Genomic DNA, 16,076 nt, shown 5'->3' with positions numbered 1-16,076 from the left:
TCGGGGGTGCTGGTGTGGGTGACCGCCGTGGAGATGAGGCAGCGACCGAGGCGGACATCGCCCGGGTGTTCCGGCGCGAGTACGGCCGCGCCGTAGCCGTTCTGACGCGGACGTTCGGGAACATCGATATTGCCGAGGACGCCGTCCAGGATGCCTTTGCCGCGGCGGTCCAGCACTGGCCCTCGGCCGGTGTCCCGCCCAGCCCGGCTGGCTGGATCATCACGACGGCACGGCACCGGGCGATTGACCGGCTGCGGCGGGAAGCCTCACGCGAGGACAAGCACGCACAGGCGGCCCTGCTCACGGCGGCGCGGTCCGGGGCCGGACCCGCGCCGGCCGCCGAAGAGCAGTTCCTGGCGGAGCAGTCAGGGGTCGAGGACGTGGACGACGATACTTTGCGGCTGATTTTCACGTGCTGCCATCCTGCCCTGGCCGGGTCCGCCCAGGTGGCGCTGACGCTGCGGCTTCTGGGTGGATTGACGACGGCGGAAATCGCCAGGGCCTTCCTGGTCCCGGAAGCGACCATGGCGCAGCGGCTGGTCCGGGCCAAAGCGAAAATCCGGGATGCCAAAGTCCCCTACCGGGTCCCGCAGGGCGCCGACCTGCCCGAACGGCTGCAATCGGTGCTGGCGGTGGTCTACCTCATCTTCAACGAGGGCTACACCGCGGGCCCCGCCGACGGTCCGGAACGTGAGGAGCTCTGCACGGAAGCCATCCGGCTCGGCAGGCTGTTGGCGTCGCTGATGCCGGACGAGCCGGAAGCGGCGGGACTGCTGGCGCTGATGCTGCTCATCGAGTCCCGCCGCGCCGCGCGATTCACGCCCGACGGGGGACTGGTGCTGCTCGCGGCCCAGGACCGGGGGCTCTGGCACGGCGCCCTGGCCGCCGAAGGCCGTGAGCTGGTGCGCCGGTGCCTGCGCCGGAACCGGCCCGGACCGTATCAGCTCCAGGCGGCGATCAACGCCGTCCACAGCGACGCCGCGACCGCCGGGGACACCGACTGGGCGCAGATCCTGCAGCTGTATGACCAGCTCCTGGCCGTCGCGCCGGGTCCTGTCGTGGCGCTGAACCGCGCCGTGGCCCTGGCAGAGCTCCGCGGGCCCGTTGCCGGGCTGGCGGCGGTCGAGGGCCTGGGACTGGACAACTACTACCTCTTCCACGCCGTCCGCGCAGACTTCCTGGTGCGCCTGCGCCGCTATCCGGAGGCCGCCGAAGGCTACAGGCGGGCGCTGGCGCTTGCCGACAGCGCGGCGGAACGCCGGTTCCTGGAAGGCAAGCTCCGCAGCCCGGTGTTCGGCGGGGCCGCAGACGGTTAGAAAGCAGACGGTTAGAAACCTGGGCCGGGCCGCGTGGCGGGCCCGTTCACGTCGGTTAAAAGAGTAGGGCCGGGCGATCTGGAGCAGGACTTGGGGGAACTCTGCTGCAAATCGCCCGGCGCACCGCCGGCTCCGGGGGAACCGGCTATCATCACTCGCACCTGTTGAGGCACTTTCAAAGGTAATAGCCGATCATGGGTGCGCAGCGAGTTTTCCCTGTGTGTTCGCTGGCAATCCGACGGCGCCCGCCGGGTGGTGGCCGGCGGACGCCGCGGGGGCTTTAAACGGCAAAGGCACCGGCGGTACGCTGCGGGAAAATGGGAAAACCCGCTGCAACCACCGGTGCCGCGCAGGCATCCGCATGCCTGCTGCATCACTCGCACCCTCAATGAGGTAGTTACAACGTTAGGTTCCAAAGTTGTGCGCTGACTGCGCTGAAGGTGGGAGCTGGCTGGGAATCACGTCAGACTGCAATGATGGGGACATGAGCAACCGAATCGCATTCCTGGGCTGTGGGTCAATGAACGAGGCAATTATGGCGGGGCTGATCGACGGCGGCGTCGACCCAGGCGACATTGTCGCGACCGTCCGCCGGGCCGGGCGCGCGGCCGAGCTGGCCCAGCGCCACCACGGGATCACCGCCATCGCGGGCGAAGAAGAGCCCGACAACAATAAACAGGCCGCCACCGGCTCCGCCGTCGTGATCCTGGGAGTCAAACCCGTGGGGATCGCGGACCTGGCCCGGGAAATCAGCGGATCCCTTTCACCCGGAACGATCGTCATCAGCGTTGCGGCCGCCGTGTCACTGGAGCAGCTGGAGGCGGCGCTGCCGGCCGGCCAGCCCGTCATCCGCACGATGCCGAACACGCCGGCGAAGCTGGGCCGCGGCGTCGTCTCCGTCTCGCCCGGGACCAGCTGCTCCGCCGGGCAGCTCCAGCGCGCCAAGGACATCCTCGCCGCCGCCGGCACGGTCGTGGAGATCCCGGAAGAGCAGGTGGACGCCCTCTCCGCGATCAGCGGTTCGGGCCCGGCCTACGCCTTCTACCTGGCGGAGGCCATGGCCGAGGCCGGGGCACGACTGGGCCTGGACCCGGAACTGTCGCTGTTGCTGGCCCGCGAAACCGTCGCCGGGGCGGGCTTCATGCTGGCTGAGCCCGGCGCGGATCCTGCCGCATTGCGCAAGGCGGTCACGAGCCCGAACGGCACCACGGAACGGGCCATCGCCACCTTTGACGAGCGCGGACTGCCGGCCATCATTGCCGACGGCGCCCGCGCGGCGGCTGAGCGCGCCGCAGAAATCACCCGACAGCTCGCCTGAGCCGGCCCGGGCGGACACCGGAGCAGGCCGCGGCTCCGGTTTCCGCAGGCTCCAGTTGTGGCCTAGGGGCGGGCAGCGAACCGTTCGAGCAGGTCCACGTGGCCCGAAACGATGAGCATGTCCCGCGAGGAAACCTTGGTTTCCGGCCGCGCGTAGGTGAAGTCCTCGCCCGGGGACTTCACGCCCACGATCGTGACGCCGTACTTGGACCGGACCTTGGACTCATCGAGGGTGAAGCCCACGGTCTCGCGCGGCGGGTACATCTTGACGATCGCGAAGTCGTCGTCAAACTCGATGAAGTCCAGCATGCGCCCGGAGACCAGGTGCGCGGCACGGACGCCGGCGTCGGCCTCCGGGTAGATGACGTGGTTGGCGCCGATGCGGGTGAGGATCTTGCCGTGCGAGGGCGTGATCGCCTTGACCCAGAGGTGTTCGATTCCGAGGTCCACGAGGTTGACGGTGATCAGCACCGAGGATTCGATCGAGGTGCCCACGCCCACGACGGCGGAACTGAATTCCTGGGCGCCGAGCTGGCGGAGGGCATCGATGTTGGTGGCGTCGGCTTCCACCACGTGCGTCAGGACGCTCGCCCACTTCTGGACGAGGCTGCGGTCGCGTTCGATGGCCAGGACCTCCCGGCCCTGTTTGACCAGCTGTTCTGCGGTGGATGCACCAAAACGGCCCAGCCCGATCACCAGCACGGGGGCGTTGTGGGCGGGGCGGTTGACGGCGCCTGAGGAACTAGCCAATGATCGGTCTCTCTTCCGGGTAGTGGTACAGCTGGCTGCGCTGGCGCAGGGCCAGGCCGGCGGCAAGGGTGACCGTCCCGACGCGCCCGGCAAACATGAGCAAAGCGAGGACGTAAACCCCCTCCGGCGGCAACTCTGCACTGAGGTTGGTGCTGAGGCCCACCGTGGCGAAGGCGGAAATGGTTTCAAACAGGACCCGGTCCAGGGAGGCATGGCTGATGTGCAGGAGCAGGAGGGCCGAGACCGAGACGAGGGTGGCGCCGGCGACGATCACCGAGATGGCCACGCGCATGGTGCCCTCGGGGATGGTGCGGCCGTAGATTTTCACGTCCGCGTCGCCGCGGGCCTCGGCGGTGATCGCCAGGAACATCACGGCGATGGTGGTGACCTTGATGCCGCCCGCCGTGGATGCGGAACCTCCGCCGGCGAACATGAGGGCATCGGAGAGCAACATGGTGGTGGACTCCATGTGGTTCTGGTCCACGAGGTTGAAGCCGCCGGAGCGCAACATGACTGAGGCAAAGAGCGCGTGCGTGATCTTGTCGCCGAGGTCCATGTCCCCGATGGTGCGCAGGTTGTCCCACTCCAGGAAGCCCCACAGGACCGTGCCGGCGGCCAGGAGTATGAAGGACACCTGGATGGTCAGCTTGGTGTGGAGGTTCCATTTCTTCCACCGCAGCCCGTTCTGGTGCAGCACCATGACGACAGGGAAGCCCAGGCTGCCCAGGAACACGCCGAGCATCAACGGGACGAGGATCCAGAGATCGGTTTCGTAGGGGACGATTCCGTCCGAATGCGGCGTGAAACCGGCGTTGTTGAACGATGAAATGGCGTAGAAGACCCCGTGCCAGACGGCCTGCGGGAAACTCTCCCCAAGGAGCAGGAAGCGAGGGATCAGGGTCACGGCCAGGGCCGCCTCGATCACGACGGAGGTCACGATCACGATCCGGAGCAGCGTGCCGACTTCGCCGAGCCGGCCGGCGTTCATGGCCTCTTGGGCGATCAGCTTGCCCCGGACACCAAGTCTCTTGCTCACCATGAGCGCCAGCAGCGACGCGAGGGTCAAGGTGCCCAAGCCGCCCACGAAAATGCCGACCAGGATCACGAGCTGGCCGAAGAAAGACCAGTGCACAGCCGTGGAGACCACGGTCAGGCCCGTGACGCAGACAGCTGACGACGCGGTGAAGAACGCCTGATGCAGCGGTGTGACCTGTCCCGTCGCGGAAGCTAAGGGCAGCGAGAGCAAAGCGGTGAAGACCAAGATCACGACGCCGAACGCCGAGAGCGCCAGGCGGGCGGGCGAGCTGTTCGCGATGCTGTCAATGAAGTCGCGCAGGCGTGTGAAGATCCACAGGCCTTCCCGCTCCGGCATGCCTGGCTGCCAGCTGGCCGGGCTCGTGGACCTCGACTGGCTTTGCGTCATGTTCTTCCTCGGTTGAAACTTCTTCCCCAAGTAGTAAACCACTAAACACCGGGTAATGGCCGGGGGAACGCCCTTGCGCGCGCGGGAACCCGGGGACCGCTCGGGTAGCCTGTGATTGATGACATTCCTGCCCGGACTCGCTCAGACCGCGCTGCCAACGACGGTGGTGTGGGCCCCAGCCATGACTGCCTACAACTTTGGCCACTCCCACCCGATGGCGCCGGAGCGCATGGAGCTCACAGCGAAGCTGGCCGGCAGCCTTGGACTGCTGGATCTGGACCACGTCTCGGTAGCGGCTCCGGACGTCGCCACCGACGCGGAGCTGTGCGCGGTCCACAGCCCGGAGTTTGTGGCCGCCGTGCGGCGCGTGAGCGCAAACCCGGACACCTCCGACCACGCCAGGGGTCTCGGAACCGAGGACGACCCCGCCTTTGCCGGCATGCACGAAGCCAGCGCCCGGCTGGCCGGCGGCTCCCTGCTGGCGGCCGCAGCTGTCCTCGACGGCAGCGCCGTGCGGGCCGTGAACTTCGGCGGCGGAATGCACCACGCCTCCCGGGAGCGCGCGAGCGGTTTTTGCATCTACAACGACGCCGCCCTCGCGGTCCAGCGGCTGCTCGACGGCGGCGTCCGGCGGGTGGCCTACGTCGACGTCGATGCTCACCACGGCGACGGCACGCAAAGCATCTTCTGGGACGATCCGCGCGTCCTGACCATTTCGCTGCACGAATCCGGACTGACCCTCTTCCCGGGCACCGGGTTTGCCAACGAGATCGGCGGACCGAACGCGCTGGGCAGCGCCGTGAACGTCGCCCTCCCGGCCGGCACCGTTGACGCCGGGTGGCTGCGGGCCTTCCACGCCGTCGTGCCCCAGCTCATTGGCGCGTTCGAACCGGAAGTGATCGTCAGCCAGCACGGCTGCGACTCGCACCGGCTTGACCCGCTCACGCACCTGAACATCAGTGTGGACGGCCAGCGCGAGGCCGCCACGGCGATCGGCAACCTCGCCGCCCGCTATTGCGAGAACCGGTGGATTTCCACCGGGGGCGGCGGCTACAACGTGGTCAGCGTGGTCCCGCGGTCCTGGAGCCACCTCATAGCCATCGCCGCCGGCCGCCCGGTGCCGTTGCGCACCCCGGTTCCGGAGGACTGGCGCAACTACGTCAGAGACAAGTACGGCGCCAGGTTCGGCGTGGAGCCCCCCGAGACGATGGGCGACGACGTGGACCTCTGGTGGCGGTCCTGGGAAGTGGGTTTCGACCCCAACGACGAGGTGGACCGCACCATCATGGCCACCCGCAAGGAAGTGTTTCCCCTGCACGGACTGGATCCCTGGTTCGACTGAATCCGGGCCGGGCTTGGGGGCTTGCACCAACGGAACAATTCGTGGATGCCATCTGGCGTATATGTCGCTAGTGTGGAGGGCATGGTGACAGACGACGTATTTGCCGTCATTGCTGAGGCAACCAGGCGTGACATTCTGATAGCCCTCCGCAAGGGGGACAAAGCGGTGGGGGAACTGGTCCAGGAGCTTGAAGCAAGCCAGCCCACCATTTCCAAGCATCTCAAAGTCCTCCGCGAAGCGGACCTGGTGAGCATGCGCGCCCAGGGCCAGAAGCGGTATTACACGCTCAACCCCAAGCCGCTCGCCGGGATCGCCACCTGGCTGCAGGCGTTCGACGTCGGCCCCGCCGCGACGGCGGACGCGGCCGCCGCCCTCCACCCCGAAGCCGGCCCCGCCGCCGTCCCGGAAGGCCTGGCCGCCGCGGTTCCGCAACCTGCCGTCCCGCAACCGGTCGCCGCGCAACCCGCCGCAGCACTGGCGGGCCGCCCTGCCGGCAGCCCGCTGAGCCCCGCCGTCGTCATTCCGGTGGGAACGGCGGGGGACGACAAAATGCCCCAGCAGATCGGGCGGACCGTGGGCCGGGCCGCCACCAGGGCCGCCGATCTCCTGGCCAACCTGCCCAAGTTCGGCCGCAAGAAGTAGGCTGTCCTGCCCCGCGTATGCCGCCCTGGGTATGCGCTGCGGCCATCCGCTTCGCCCAAAGTGGCACCCGGCCGATCGTTTGGGCGCCCGTGGCTTGCCAGGGGTGCGCTAGGTGCGGAGGATCCGCACGTGCTCGGGGGTGAGGTCGGCGATCCGGCTGACGCCCAGCAGGGCCATGGTGCGTTCCATGTCCTTCGCCAGGATTTGGAGGGCACGGTCCACCCCGGCCCGTCCGCCGGCCATGAGTCCGTACAGGTAGGCGCGGCCGATCAGGGTGAAGTCGGCGCCGAGGGCGAGGGCGGCGATGATGTCCGCGCCGCTCATGATGCCGGTGTCCAGGATGATCGCCGCGTCGCTGCGGTCCGCCTTCAGTGCCGCGGAGACCTCCGGGAGCAGGTGGAACGGAATCGGTGCCCGATCCAGCTGGCGGCCGCCGTGGTTGGAGAGCACAATCCCGTCCGCGCCATGGTCCACCACCTTGCGGGCGTCGTCGACCGTCTGGATGCCCTTGACCACGAGCTTGCCCTTCCACGTCTCGCGCAGCCAGTCGAGGTCGGCAAAGGTCAGGGTGGGATCGAACATGGAGTTGATGAGGTCCGCGACCGTGCCCGTGTAGCGGGACAGCGACGCGAAAGTCAGCGGCTCGTGGGTGAGGAAGTTGAACCACCACGCGGGCCGGTAGGACGCATCCAGTACGGTCTTGAGTGTCAGGGCGGGCGGGATGGTCATGCCGTTGCGGACGTCGCGGAGCCTGGCGCCGGCGACGGCGGTGTCCACCGTGACCATGAGCGTGTCATTGCCCGCCGCGGCGGCACGCTGGATCAGTTCCAGTGAACGCTCCCGGTCCGTCCACAGGTACAGCTGGAACCAGTTGCGGCCAGTGGGTGCGGCGGCGGCCACGTCCTCGAGCGACGCCGTGCCCATGGTGGAGAGGGTGTACGGAATGCCGGCGGCTGCGGCGGCCTGGGAACCGGCGTATTCGCCCTCGGACTGCATCATCCGGGTGAAGCCGGTGGGCGCGATGCCCACCGGGAGGCGGGACGGCCCGCCCAGGATGTCAGTGCTGAGGTCGATGCTGGAGACGTCCCGCAGGACCCCGGGCCGGAATTCAATGTCCAGGAACGCCTGGCGGGCGCGGCGGAGGGAGATTTCGGCCTCGGCGGCGCCGTCCGTGTAATCGAAGGGCGCCTGGGGTGTGCGGCGCTTGGCCATGTCCCGCAGGTCCCAGATGGTGCTGGCACGGCGCAGCCTGGCGGCCCTGCTGAATTCCGGCTTCTTGAACTGCATCAGGGGAGCAAGGTCGGCGTACTTGGGCACGCGGCGCTTCAGCGCGGCAGGGAGCCCGCGGGCGGCCGCGGCTGTGTGCTGCCCGGACGCGGAGACAGCAGGGCCAGGGGCCGTGGCCGCGGGAGTGGTCGGAGCCTCGGGGTTGCCGGGCGGGACGGTGTGCGTCATGGCTGCCTCCATTTGCGGATCGGATGCTGTGCTGGGTTTCCTCACACTCTAGGTGGTGCCGGTGTGCCGCGAAATGTCATTTCGCGGCAGCGCCGGCGAACACTGCCGCGACGTGCCTGCCCGGCGACCACGTACTCCTGGCCGCCCGGAACTAGCCGCCCGCGAATTGTTACGCCCGGCGTTTGCTCCGGCCGCGGCTCCGGGGCTATCGTCAACGCTATGACTAACCGTTGGTATGCGTATTTTTCGTTGGCTCTGGAGGGGCCCGCGTCTAACTGACACGCATCCAACTTTCCTTCAGAGCCAACAGGGCAGAGATTATTCTCTGCCCTTCGCCATTTCTTCGGCGGGTTCTGACCAGGGCCCGCTCCGCACCCGGAACAGGACCCGAATATGAGCATCGAAGCAGCCACCGGCCCCCAACACTCCACCTCGAACCTGCGCGTCAGCGAGTTCACCCCGCTGCCCACCCCGCAAGACCTCATGGCGGAACTGCCCCTGGAGGCCCGCCTGGCCGAAGTGGTCGGACGGGGCCGGGATGAGGTCCGGGCCATCATGGACGGTGTGGACGACAGGCTGCTCGTCATCGTGGGCCCCTGCTCCATCCACGACCCCAAGGCGGGCCTGGAATACGCCCGCCGGCTGGTCAGCCAGGCAGAGAAGCACCGCGAAGACCTGCTGATCGTCATGCGCACCTACTTCGAAAAGCCGCGCACCACGGTGGGCTGGAAGGGCCTGATCAACGACCCCCGGCTGGACGGCAGCCACGACATCGCCGCGGGCCTGCGCGCGGCCCGGTCCTTCCTGCGCCAGGTCACCGCCCTCGGCCTGCCCACCGCCACCGAGTTCCTTGAGCCCATCAGCCCCCAGTACGTCGCGGACCTGGTCGCCTGGGGCGCGATCGGCGCCCGCACCACGGAGAGCCAGATCCACCGCCAGCTGGCCTCCGGGCTGTCGATGCCGATCGGCTTCAAGAACGGGACCGACGGTGATCTCCAGGTGGCGCTGGACGCGTGCAGCGCCGCCGCTGCCGCCCAGGCGTTCCTCGGGATCGACGACGACGGCCGGGCGGCGCTTGTGGCTACCGCCGGCAACCCGGACACCCACGTCATCCTCCGCGGCGGACGCAAGGGCCCCAACTACTCAGCCGCCGATGTTGAAGCGGCCTCAGCGAAACTCGCCGCGAAGCAGCTCAACCCCCGTCTGATCGTCGACGCCAGCCACGCCAACAGCGGCAAAAACCACCACCGCCAGGCCGAGGTCGCCCTCGAAATCGGTGCGCAGCTCGAAAGTGCCGGAGCCGCCGCCGGGGCCATCGCCGGCGTCATGCTCGAGAGCTTCCTGGTGGGCGGGGCCCAGAACCTTGATGTCAACGCCGTTACCGGCTCCGGACGGGACGGGCTGGTCTATGGCCAGAGCGTCACGGATGCCTGCATGGACTGGGACGTGACGGCGTCGGTACTGGGCCAGCTGGCCGCCTCGGCCCGCACGCGGCGGACCCGTGCCTGAGGGAAGAGCAGGAGGAGGGGCGTGCCGCGGGATTTTCGAGATTCCTGCGGAAACCGTGTGGGGATTCCTGAGGAAGTCTTTCACTTTGGCACCATGAGCAACTAGTGTTGCTAACACATGGTTGTTTGATGGCTCAGCATCGGCACACCGCCATGTCAACAGGTGGGGCTGCCGTTCGCTTGAGCAAAGGAATAGGGAAATGTCTACGGAGGCCAACTTCTCCAAGGCCCGTTTTTTGACCGTGGCCGAAGTCGCGGAACTTATGCGGGTATCGAAAATGACTGTGTACCGTCTTGTGCATTCGGGGGAGATGCCGGCCGTGCGGTTCGGCCGCTCCTACCGCGTGCCGGAAAACGCCGTCGAGCAGTACCTCAAGGGTGCCGTCGTCGACCGGAATGACGGCCACGCCGGAACTGGCTGATCAGTCAGCGGCAACATTCACAGCGTGAATCGACTGCTTTGGGTCCCGCACGGGACCCGCGGTCGTGGGGTGCCTCGCAGAGGCGGTACCCTGTTAAGGAACGTTTTACGTCATTGTAAGAACCTGTCAGTTGCTTCAGTCTGCTGCTTAGCCCGCGGACCCTTCCCAACAGGCAGGTACTGCATCTAGCCGGTAAGGAACTTTCGTGGGTTCAGTTATTAAGAAGCGTCGCAAGCGTATGGCCAAGAAGAAGCACCGCAAGCTGCTTCGCAAGACGCGCCACCAGCGTCGCAATAAGAAGTAGCAATACTTCGAAATGCATGAAATGCCCGTTGCCTTCCAGGCGACGGGCATTTTTCTTGCTCAGGCCTCGCCCGGATCCCCGGCGTCGGCCCGGAATCCCAGCGGAAAGCCGCGGGCGGCCTAGCGGCTGGGGCCGCGGAAGCGGGAGAACCCCCGCCACAGGCCGTAGATGGCCCCTCCGACCGTCGCGGCCTTGAAGCCCAGAGTGGCGGCGCGCCGGCCGGCACGGAAGTCGTAGACCGGCCAGTTGTGCTCGCGGGCGTAGCGGCGCAGTTTGGAGTCGGGATTGATGGCAACGGGGTGCCCCACCATGCTCAGCAACGGGATGTCGTTGTGGGAATCGCTGTACGCCCAGCAGCGGCTCAGGTCCAGGCCCTGCTCCTCAGCAATGTGCTGGACCGCGACCGCTTTGGCCGGTCCATGGAGGATCTCGCCCACAAGCCGTCCCGTGTACGAGCCGTCCATGATCTCGCCAACTGTGCCCAGCGCCCCGGTCAGGCCCAGCCGGGCGGCAATGACAGTGGCCACCTCGATCGGCGTCGCCGTGACGAGCCATACTTTGCGCCCGACCCGGAGATGCTGTTCGGCCAGGGCCTTTGCCCCCGGCCAGATCCGCGACTCAATCATCTCGTCGTAGACCTCTTCGCCCAACGCCTCGATGTCCTTGGCCGTGATGCCGGCGGCCAGCGTCAGGGCGGAATCGCGGACTGCGTGGACGTCATCCATGTTTTCGCCGCGCAGCACGAACATGAACTGCTTCCAGGCGAACCCGGCAGCCTGCGGCAGGGTGAAGGCGCCACGCTGGTAAAGCTTGCGGGCGACATGGAAAAGGCTTGCGCCCTTCATGAGGGTGTTGTCGACGTCGAAAAATGCGGCCTCGCCGTGCTGCGTCGATGCAGCAGGCTCATTGGCCACAATGACGTATTTCTCCTCGGGCATGCCACGAGTCTAGTCAATGACAGGCCCCCGGCCGCCCGCGGGACGCGCGACGCGACGGCAGGACGGGCCCGGACCCGGGCGGACTGCGCCGCGCGTCGACGCCGAAGTGGCCGCCGGGCTACGGTGGATGCATGGCCAAACCCGCACACTTACCCGATGTAGTTCTGATCACCAAGGCTGACTGCCACCTGTGCACAGAGGCGCGCGCCGCCGTCGGCCGGGTCACCGCTGCGCTCGGAATAGATTGGTCGGAAAAATCGGTGAACGACGACGCCGGGCTGCGGGAACGTTTCGCCGAGGAGATCCCGGTGGTGCTGGTCAACGGCGTCCAGCGGGATTTCTGGAAGATCGACGAGGCCCGCCTGACCCGGACCCTGCAACGGGTCCTCGACCAGCCCTCCTGACGGCGGGGTGCTTTGTTGCGTGATGCGCGGGGGCTCTAGAGTGGGAAGCACAACGCGACGCAATGGAGCAGATAGTGACTTCGCTGGATTCATCTCCCGGGCCTGTTCCCGGGGGAGCCGGGACTGCGGCCAAACAGATTCCGCCCGCGGCCGTGGCCCGGCTGACCATCTATCTGCGCGCCCTGACCACGCTGCTGGCTGACGGTGTGGACCGGGTCTCGTCCGAGTCGCTGGCCGAGGCCTCCGGAGTGAGCTCCTCGACGCTGCGCAAGGACCTATCCTATGTTGGCTCCTACGGAACCCGGGGTGTCGGTTATGAGGTCCAGTACCTCAACCGCAACATCGCCGCCGCCCTCGGGTTGACGCACGACTGGAAAGTCGCGATCGTCGGTGCGGGCAACCTCGGCAAAGCCCTGGCCCGGTACGGCGGATTCGAGTCTCGAGGCTTTGACATTGTGGCAATTTTCGACGCCGACCAGATGGTGGTGGGCAGTGAAGTCGGTTGGCTGCGGGTCAGCGACGCCGCCGACCTTGAGCCGGTACTGCAACGGACCGGTGCCAACATGGTGGTCCTCGCTTTGCCCGCGGCGGTGGCCCAGGACGTCTGCGACCGGGTGATAGCCGCCGGCGTGCGGAGCATCCTCAGCTTCGCGCCGGTGATGCTGCAGGTCCCGCCGGGAGTCAACCTGCGCAAGGTGGACATGGCAACGGAACTGCAGATTCTGGCCTATCACGCACAAAGGGCGCAGGACCCGGAAGACGCCGACTAAGATCCGCCAGCCCTCCGGTTCCCGCGCCCGCTGAGTGGTACCCCCCTGGGTGGTTCTTGGCGACGCTACTTCCCGAAGGGGGCTCCGGGCTGTCCATAGGGGTTGGCAAAGGGCTGCCGCTTCTGGAAATACGGCGCTGCCGCGGGCAAGTAAAGCAGCACGATAGCCGCAATGCCCACGAGTGCCGCCAGGGTGGCGAGGCTGAGCGGGATGATGTTGAAGACCGACAAGGCGGCGAACACGGTGCCCAGGATGCGGGCCCAGTTCCTGCCCCTGCGGACATTGAATGCCACGAGGGCATACAGCCCGGCGCTGATAGCGGCAAACACCACGATGGTGCCGATCAGGACACCCTTGATGGATTCGAAGTCGACGCTCGTGCCGCTCGCTGCCATCTGCTGCTCGAACATGTCCCTGACGGCAGGGGTGTCCAGGGTTCCCAGGGACACCAGCATGGAGATGACCCACAAGGCTCCGGCTGCGATGATCAGCCAGAACGACGTATTGACCAACTGGGGAACCGCGCCCTGAGCCTGCGGCTGGTCGGACGGGTACTGGGCGTAGGGGGACTGGCCGTACGGGGACTGGCCGTACTGCGGTGCCTGCGGGGCGTTCTGGCCGTAGGCGGGAGGTGTCTGCTGGCCGTACTGCGGCGTCTGGGGGGCGTTCTGGCCGTACTGCGGTGTCTGCGGGGCGTTCTGGCCGTACTGCGGTGTCTGCGGGGCGTTCTGGCCGTAGGCCGGGGGTGCCTGCTGGCCGTACTGCGGCGTCTGCGGGGCGTTCTGGCCGTAGGCCGGGGGTGTCTGCTCGCCGTACTGCGGCGTCTGCGGGGCGTTCTCGCCGTACTGCGGCGCCTGCGGGGCCGGCGTGGATTCCCCGCCCGGCTCGGAGCCGTTGGGAGGCGGGGGCTGGACTGGGGGATTGCTCATGAAGCGGTCCTTTGCGTGTCGATCGAATCGGCCACCGGGATCAGAGATCCTGCCCTGCCCCCAGCATGGTTTAGCTCAACCGTACCGCGGGCCGGCCGCCGTGTGGATCATTCCGGAGAGGTATTCTCAAGCCCCATTCGCTGGCCGGCGCGTGGCGGCGGGGGAGCCCTGGCGCTGCCACGATTCCGCGGCTGCCCTGTGCAGCGGCAGGCCTAGATTCGGCCCCGGTTGGCGGCAAACCAGGCCTGTGCGTTCGGCAGCCACATGAGCACGGTCGCAACGAGGCTGATGAGGAAGCCCGGCAGGCCTCCGCCCGCCCGGCCGTCGGCGATGCCGGAACTGACGAGTGCCAGCACCAGGGAGATGCCGGCAAGGATGGTGAGGGCGAAGCGGGCCCATTCCCGGCCTTCCTTCATCTTCATGGCCAGAATGATCTGAGCGGTTGCCAGTGCGAGCGCCACGATCACGAGCAGCAGCACCAGGAGCCCGATTGCCGGCGCAAAGGCGACCAGGACGAAGGACCCGAACAACCCGATGACTCCACCCAGGAGGCCCAGGAGCCCGCCGATCAGCCAGATCCAGTAGGAGACCTTCAGCTCGGTGGGCATTGCGGCAACCTTGAACATGCCGGAGAGCCCGCCGGCAGGCAGTGCATCGCCGAAGTTCCTGGGGCGGTCGGTGGGCATCTCGAAGCGGAATCCGCCGGCCGACGCCGGCTGGCCCTGGTACCCGGGAGGGGGTGCCTGATACCCCGGCGGCGGTGCCTGGTACCCGGGAGGGGGTGCCTGGTATCCGTGAGGGGGCGGCGGGTTGGCGGGAAGCTGCGGTGGGCCGGCGGGCGGGACGCTGCCCGACACCGGCGGCTGGGCGCCCGGCTGCTGCGGAGGTACATCACTCGGGTTGCTCATGGCTCTCACTGTAGACCGCCGTTTCCCTGTTATCTAGGGAATCTGGAGCCGCGTCGCGGTGCCCGACGGCGGCGCCCGAGAGGGGCAGACAGCAGCGGCGAAAAACAACAGCGCCCCGCTTCATCGCGAAGATGAAGCGGGGCGCCGGACCCGGCTGACCGGCGTCGGCCGTCAGGCGCGGACGGGAGTGACCGGGCCGCGACCGTGCTTGATGCTGGCTATGCTGCGGGAGCGATGAAGGCCAGTTCCAGGTTGATGGCAACCTTGTCGCTGACCAGCACGCCGCCGGCTTCGAGGACGGCGTTCCAGGTCAGCCCGAAGTCCTTGCGGCTGATCGTGGTTTCGGCGCTGAGGCCGGCGCGGGTGTTGCCGAAGGGATCGACGGCCACGCCGTTGAATTCGGTCTCGAGGGCCACGGGGCGGGTGATGCCCTTGATGGTGAGGTCGCCCTGGAGCTCGTAGGCGTCGCCCTTGGGGACGATGGTGTTGGAGACAAAGGAGATCTCCGGGAACGTCTCGACGTCGAAGAAATCTTCGCCGCGGACGTGGCCGTCGCGGTTGGCGTCACCGGAGTCGAAGCTTGCGGTCTTGATCGAGGCGTTGACCTTGGAGTCGGTGACGTTCTCGGCGAGATCCAGGGTGGCGGCGGCGTCGGTGAACTGACCGCGGACCTTGCTGATGCCGGCGTGGCGGACGGTGAAGCCGATCTCGCTGTGCGACGGGTCGAGGGTCCAGGTGCCGGTGGTGACGTTTGCGGGAAGTGCCATGGTGGTTCTCCTTGAGTCGGGTTGGTACTACGGTGATTCGTCTGATCGCTAGTTGAAGCATCATTGGTTGAAATCTCAACTAACTGCTTCACCCAGTATAAACATGCATTTGCATCTTTTATTCCAACTCCGGGGAACATTTTTCCAAACTCATCAGTTCTACCTCCCGTAGAAGATTTCAGATCGACCGGCATCTTTGAGAAACTGGTAGACATGCCCCAAGCCACTGTTCATTTGCTCCGCCACGGCGAGGTCCACAATCCCGATGGTGTCCTGTACGGCAGGCTGCCGGAATTCCACCTCTCCGAACTCGGCCGGGAGATGGCCCGCACCCTGGCGGAACACTTCAGGGAGCGGTCCGCGCAAGGGGCCAGGATCGTCCACCTCGCCGCGTCCCCACTGACCCGCGCTCAGGAGACGGCGCAGCCGATCGCCGACGCCCTGGGCCTGGAGATTGCCACCGAATCCCGCATCATCGAGGCCGCCAACTACTTTGAGGGCCTCCGCGTCTCGAAGGCGGAGCTGCTGCGGCCCAAGCACTGGGCCCGGCTGTACAACCCGTTACGGCCCTCCTGGGGTGAGCCGTACAAGGAGCAGGCCGCGCGGGTCATCGCGGCCGTTCAGGACGCACGCGTCCGTGCCATCGAACTGGGCGGCAACGGGGCCGAAGCCATCCTTGTCAGCCACCAGCTGCCCATCTGGGCCACGCGGCTCAGCGCCGAAGGCCGGCCGTTGTGGCACGACCCGCGCAAGCGCGAATGCACCCTGACGTCCCTGACTTCCCTGGTGTTCGACGACGCCGGCGGCCTCGTGCGCGTCGACTACAGCGAGCCCGCTGCCGCCCTGCTGCCCGGTGCCGCCAGCACCCCGGGAGCCTGACC

General features: G+C 67.3%; 17 protein-coding genes. 10 read left to right on the top strand and 7 right to left on the bottom strand.

The window, feature by feature from the left end; genetic code table 11:
• The first annotated feature begins 14 nt into the window (after positions 1–14).
• Positions 15–1,316, top strand: a complete 1,302-nt coding sequence (locus tag ARTB_RS20415) for an RNA polymerase sigma factor (RefSeq protein ID WP_243182132.1) — start codon at positions 15–17, stop codon at positions 1,314–1,316.
• Positions 1,317–1,800: 484 nt separating this feature from the next.
• A complete protein-coding gene (gene proC / locus ARTB_RS20410; RefSeq protein ID WP_028277720.1) occupies positions 1,801–2,634 on the top strand; it encodes a pyrroline-5-carboxylate reductase in 834 nt (277 codons plus the stop codon).
• Positions 2,635–2,696: 62 nt separating this feature from the next.
• Here the strand turns inward: proC and ARTB_RS20405 are convergent, their stop codons facing one another.
• The gene (locus ARTB_RS20405) at positions 2,697–3,335 is read right to left on the bottom strand and encodes a potassium channel family protein (protein WP_028277721.1); all 639 of its coding nucleotides are present in this window, start codon (positions 3,333–3,335) and stop codon (positions 2,697–2,699) included.
• 40 nt (positions 3,336–3,375) lie between these two features.
• Positions 3,376–4,806, bottom strand: a complete 1,431-nt coding sequence (locus tag ARTB_RS20400) for a TrkH family potassium uptake protein (protein WP_243182131.1) — start codon at positions 4,804–4,806, stop codon at positions 3,376–3,378.
• 118 nt (positions 4,807–4,924) lie between these two features.
• Here ARTB_RS20400 and ARTB_RS20395 point away from each other — a divergent pair, with 118 nt between their 5' ends.
• Together ARTB_RS20395 and ARTB_RS20390 are read left to right on the top strand one after the other, a co-directional pair.
• Positions 4,925–6,148, top strand: coding sequence for an acetoin utilization protein AcuC (locus ARTB_RS20395; protein ID WP_243182130.1), 1,224 nt, complete (start codon positions 4,925–4,927; stop codon positions 6,146–6,148).
• 81 nt (positions 6,149–6,229) lie between these two features.
• Entirely contained in the window at positions 6,230–6,790 is a 561-nt protein-coding gene (locus ARTB_RS20390; RefSeq protein WP_243182144.1) for an ArsR/SmtB family transcription factor, read from the top strand.
• Between the two features lie 108 nt (positions 6,791–6,898).
• Here the strand turns inward: ARTB_RS20390 and ARTB_RS20385 are convergent, their stop codons facing one another.
• Positions 6,899–8,245: an alpha-hydroxy acid oxidase gene (locus ARTB_RS20385; RefSeq protein ID WP_279294483.1), complete on the bottom strand. Its 1,347-nt coding sequence runs from the start codon at positions 8,243–8,245 to the stop codon at positions 6,899–6,901.
• 393 nt (positions 8,246–8,638) lie between these two features.
• Between ARTB_RS20385 and ARTB_RS20380 the strand changes: the two genes are divergently transcribed.
• From ARTB_RS20380 to ARTB_RS20370, 3 genes are all read left to right on the top strand, one after another.
• A complete protein-coding gene (locus tag ARTB_RS20380) occupies positions 8,639–9,754 on the top strand; it encodes a 3-deoxy-7-phosphoheptulonate synthase (protein WP_243182129.1) in 1,116 nt (371 codons plus the stop codon).
• 199 nt (positions 9,755–9,953) lie between these two features.
• The gene (locus ARTB_RS20375) at positions 9,954–10,175 is read left to right on the top strand and encodes a helix-turn-helix domain-containing protein (protein ID WP_018775046.1); all 222 of its coding nucleotides are present in this window, start codon (positions 9,954–9,956) and stop codon (positions 10,173–10,175) included.
• Positions 10,176–10,380: 205 nt separating this feature from the next.
• Positions 10,381–10,479, top strand: a complete 99-nt coding sequence (locus ARTB_RS20370) for a 30S ribosomal protein bS22 (RefSeq protein ID WP_003792170.1) — start codon at positions 10,381–10,383, stop codon at positions 10,477–10,479.
• Positions 10,480–10,598: 119 nt separating this feature from the next.
• Here the strand turns inward: ARTB_RS20370 and ARTB_RS20365 are convergent, their stop codons facing one another.
• Entirely contained in the window at positions 10,599–11,417 is an 819-nt protein-coding gene (locus ARTB_RS20365; protein ID WP_243182128.1) for an HAD family hydrolase, read from the bottom strand.
• Positions 11,418–11,548: 131 nt separating this feature from the next.
• Here ARTB_RS20365 and ARTB_RS20360 point away from each other — a divergent pair, with 131 nt between their 5' ends.
• Entirely contained in the window at positions 11,549–11,821 is a 273-nt protein-coding gene (locus tag ARTB_RS20360) for a glutaredoxin family protein (protein ID WP_243182127.1), read from the top strand.
• Between the two features lie 74 nt (positions 11,822–11,895).
• The gene (locus tag ARTB_RS20355) at positions 11,896–12,591 is read left to right on the top strand and encodes a redox-sensing transcriptional repressor Rex (RefSeq protein WP_079555510.1); all 696 of its coding nucleotides are present in this window, start codon (positions 11,896–11,898) and stop codon (positions 12,589–12,591) included.
• Between the two features lie 65 nt (positions 12,592–12,656).
• On the opposite strand, the gene ARTB_RS20350 is transcribed toward ARTB_RS20355, so the two are convergent.
• The 3 genes from ARTB_RS20350 to ARTB_RS20340 all read right to left on the bottom strand — a co-directional run bounded on the left by ARTB_RS20350 (position 12,657) and on the right by ARTB_RS20340 (position 15,195).
• Positions 12,657–13,520 (bottom strand): Yip1 family protein, encoded by an 864-nt coding sequence (locus ARTB_RS20350; protein WP_243182126.1) that lies wholly within the window; start codon positions 13,518–13,520, stop codon positions 12,657–12,659.
• A gap of 212 nt (positions 13,521–13,732) precedes the next feature.
• The gene (locus tag ARTB_RS20345; RefSeq protein ID WP_243182125.1) at positions 13,733–14,428 is read right to left on the bottom strand and encodes a hypothetical protein; all 696 of its coding nucleotides are present in this window, start codon (positions 14,426–14,428) and stop codon (positions 13,733–13,735) included.
• 218 nt (positions 14,429–14,646) lie between these two features.
• The gene (locus ARTB_RS20340; protein ID WP_028278101.1) at positions 14,647–15,195 is read right to left on the bottom strand and encodes a YceI family protein; all 549 of its coding nucleotides are present in this window, start codon (positions 15,193–15,195) and stop codon (positions 14,647–14,649) included.
• A 213-nt stretch (positions 15,196–15,408) separates the two neighbouring features.
• On the opposite strand from ARTB_RS20340, the gene ARTB_RS20335 reads away from it, so the two are divergent.
• The gene (locus tag ARTB_RS20335; RefSeq protein WP_243182124.1) at positions 15,409–16,074 is read left to right on the top strand and encodes a histidine phosphatase family protein; all 666 of its coding nucleotides are present in this window, start codon (positions 15,409–15,411) and stop codon (positions 16,072–16,074) included.
• Positions 16,075–16,076: the final 2 nt, after the last annotated feature.

This window comes from Arthrobacter humicola (assembly GCF_022803015.1).
Lineage (GTDB): Bacteria > Actinomycetota > Actinomycetes > Actinomycetales > Micrococcaceae > Arthrobacter > Arthrobacter humicola_A.
This window is presented reverse-complemented; position numbering and strand designations above follow the sequence as displayed.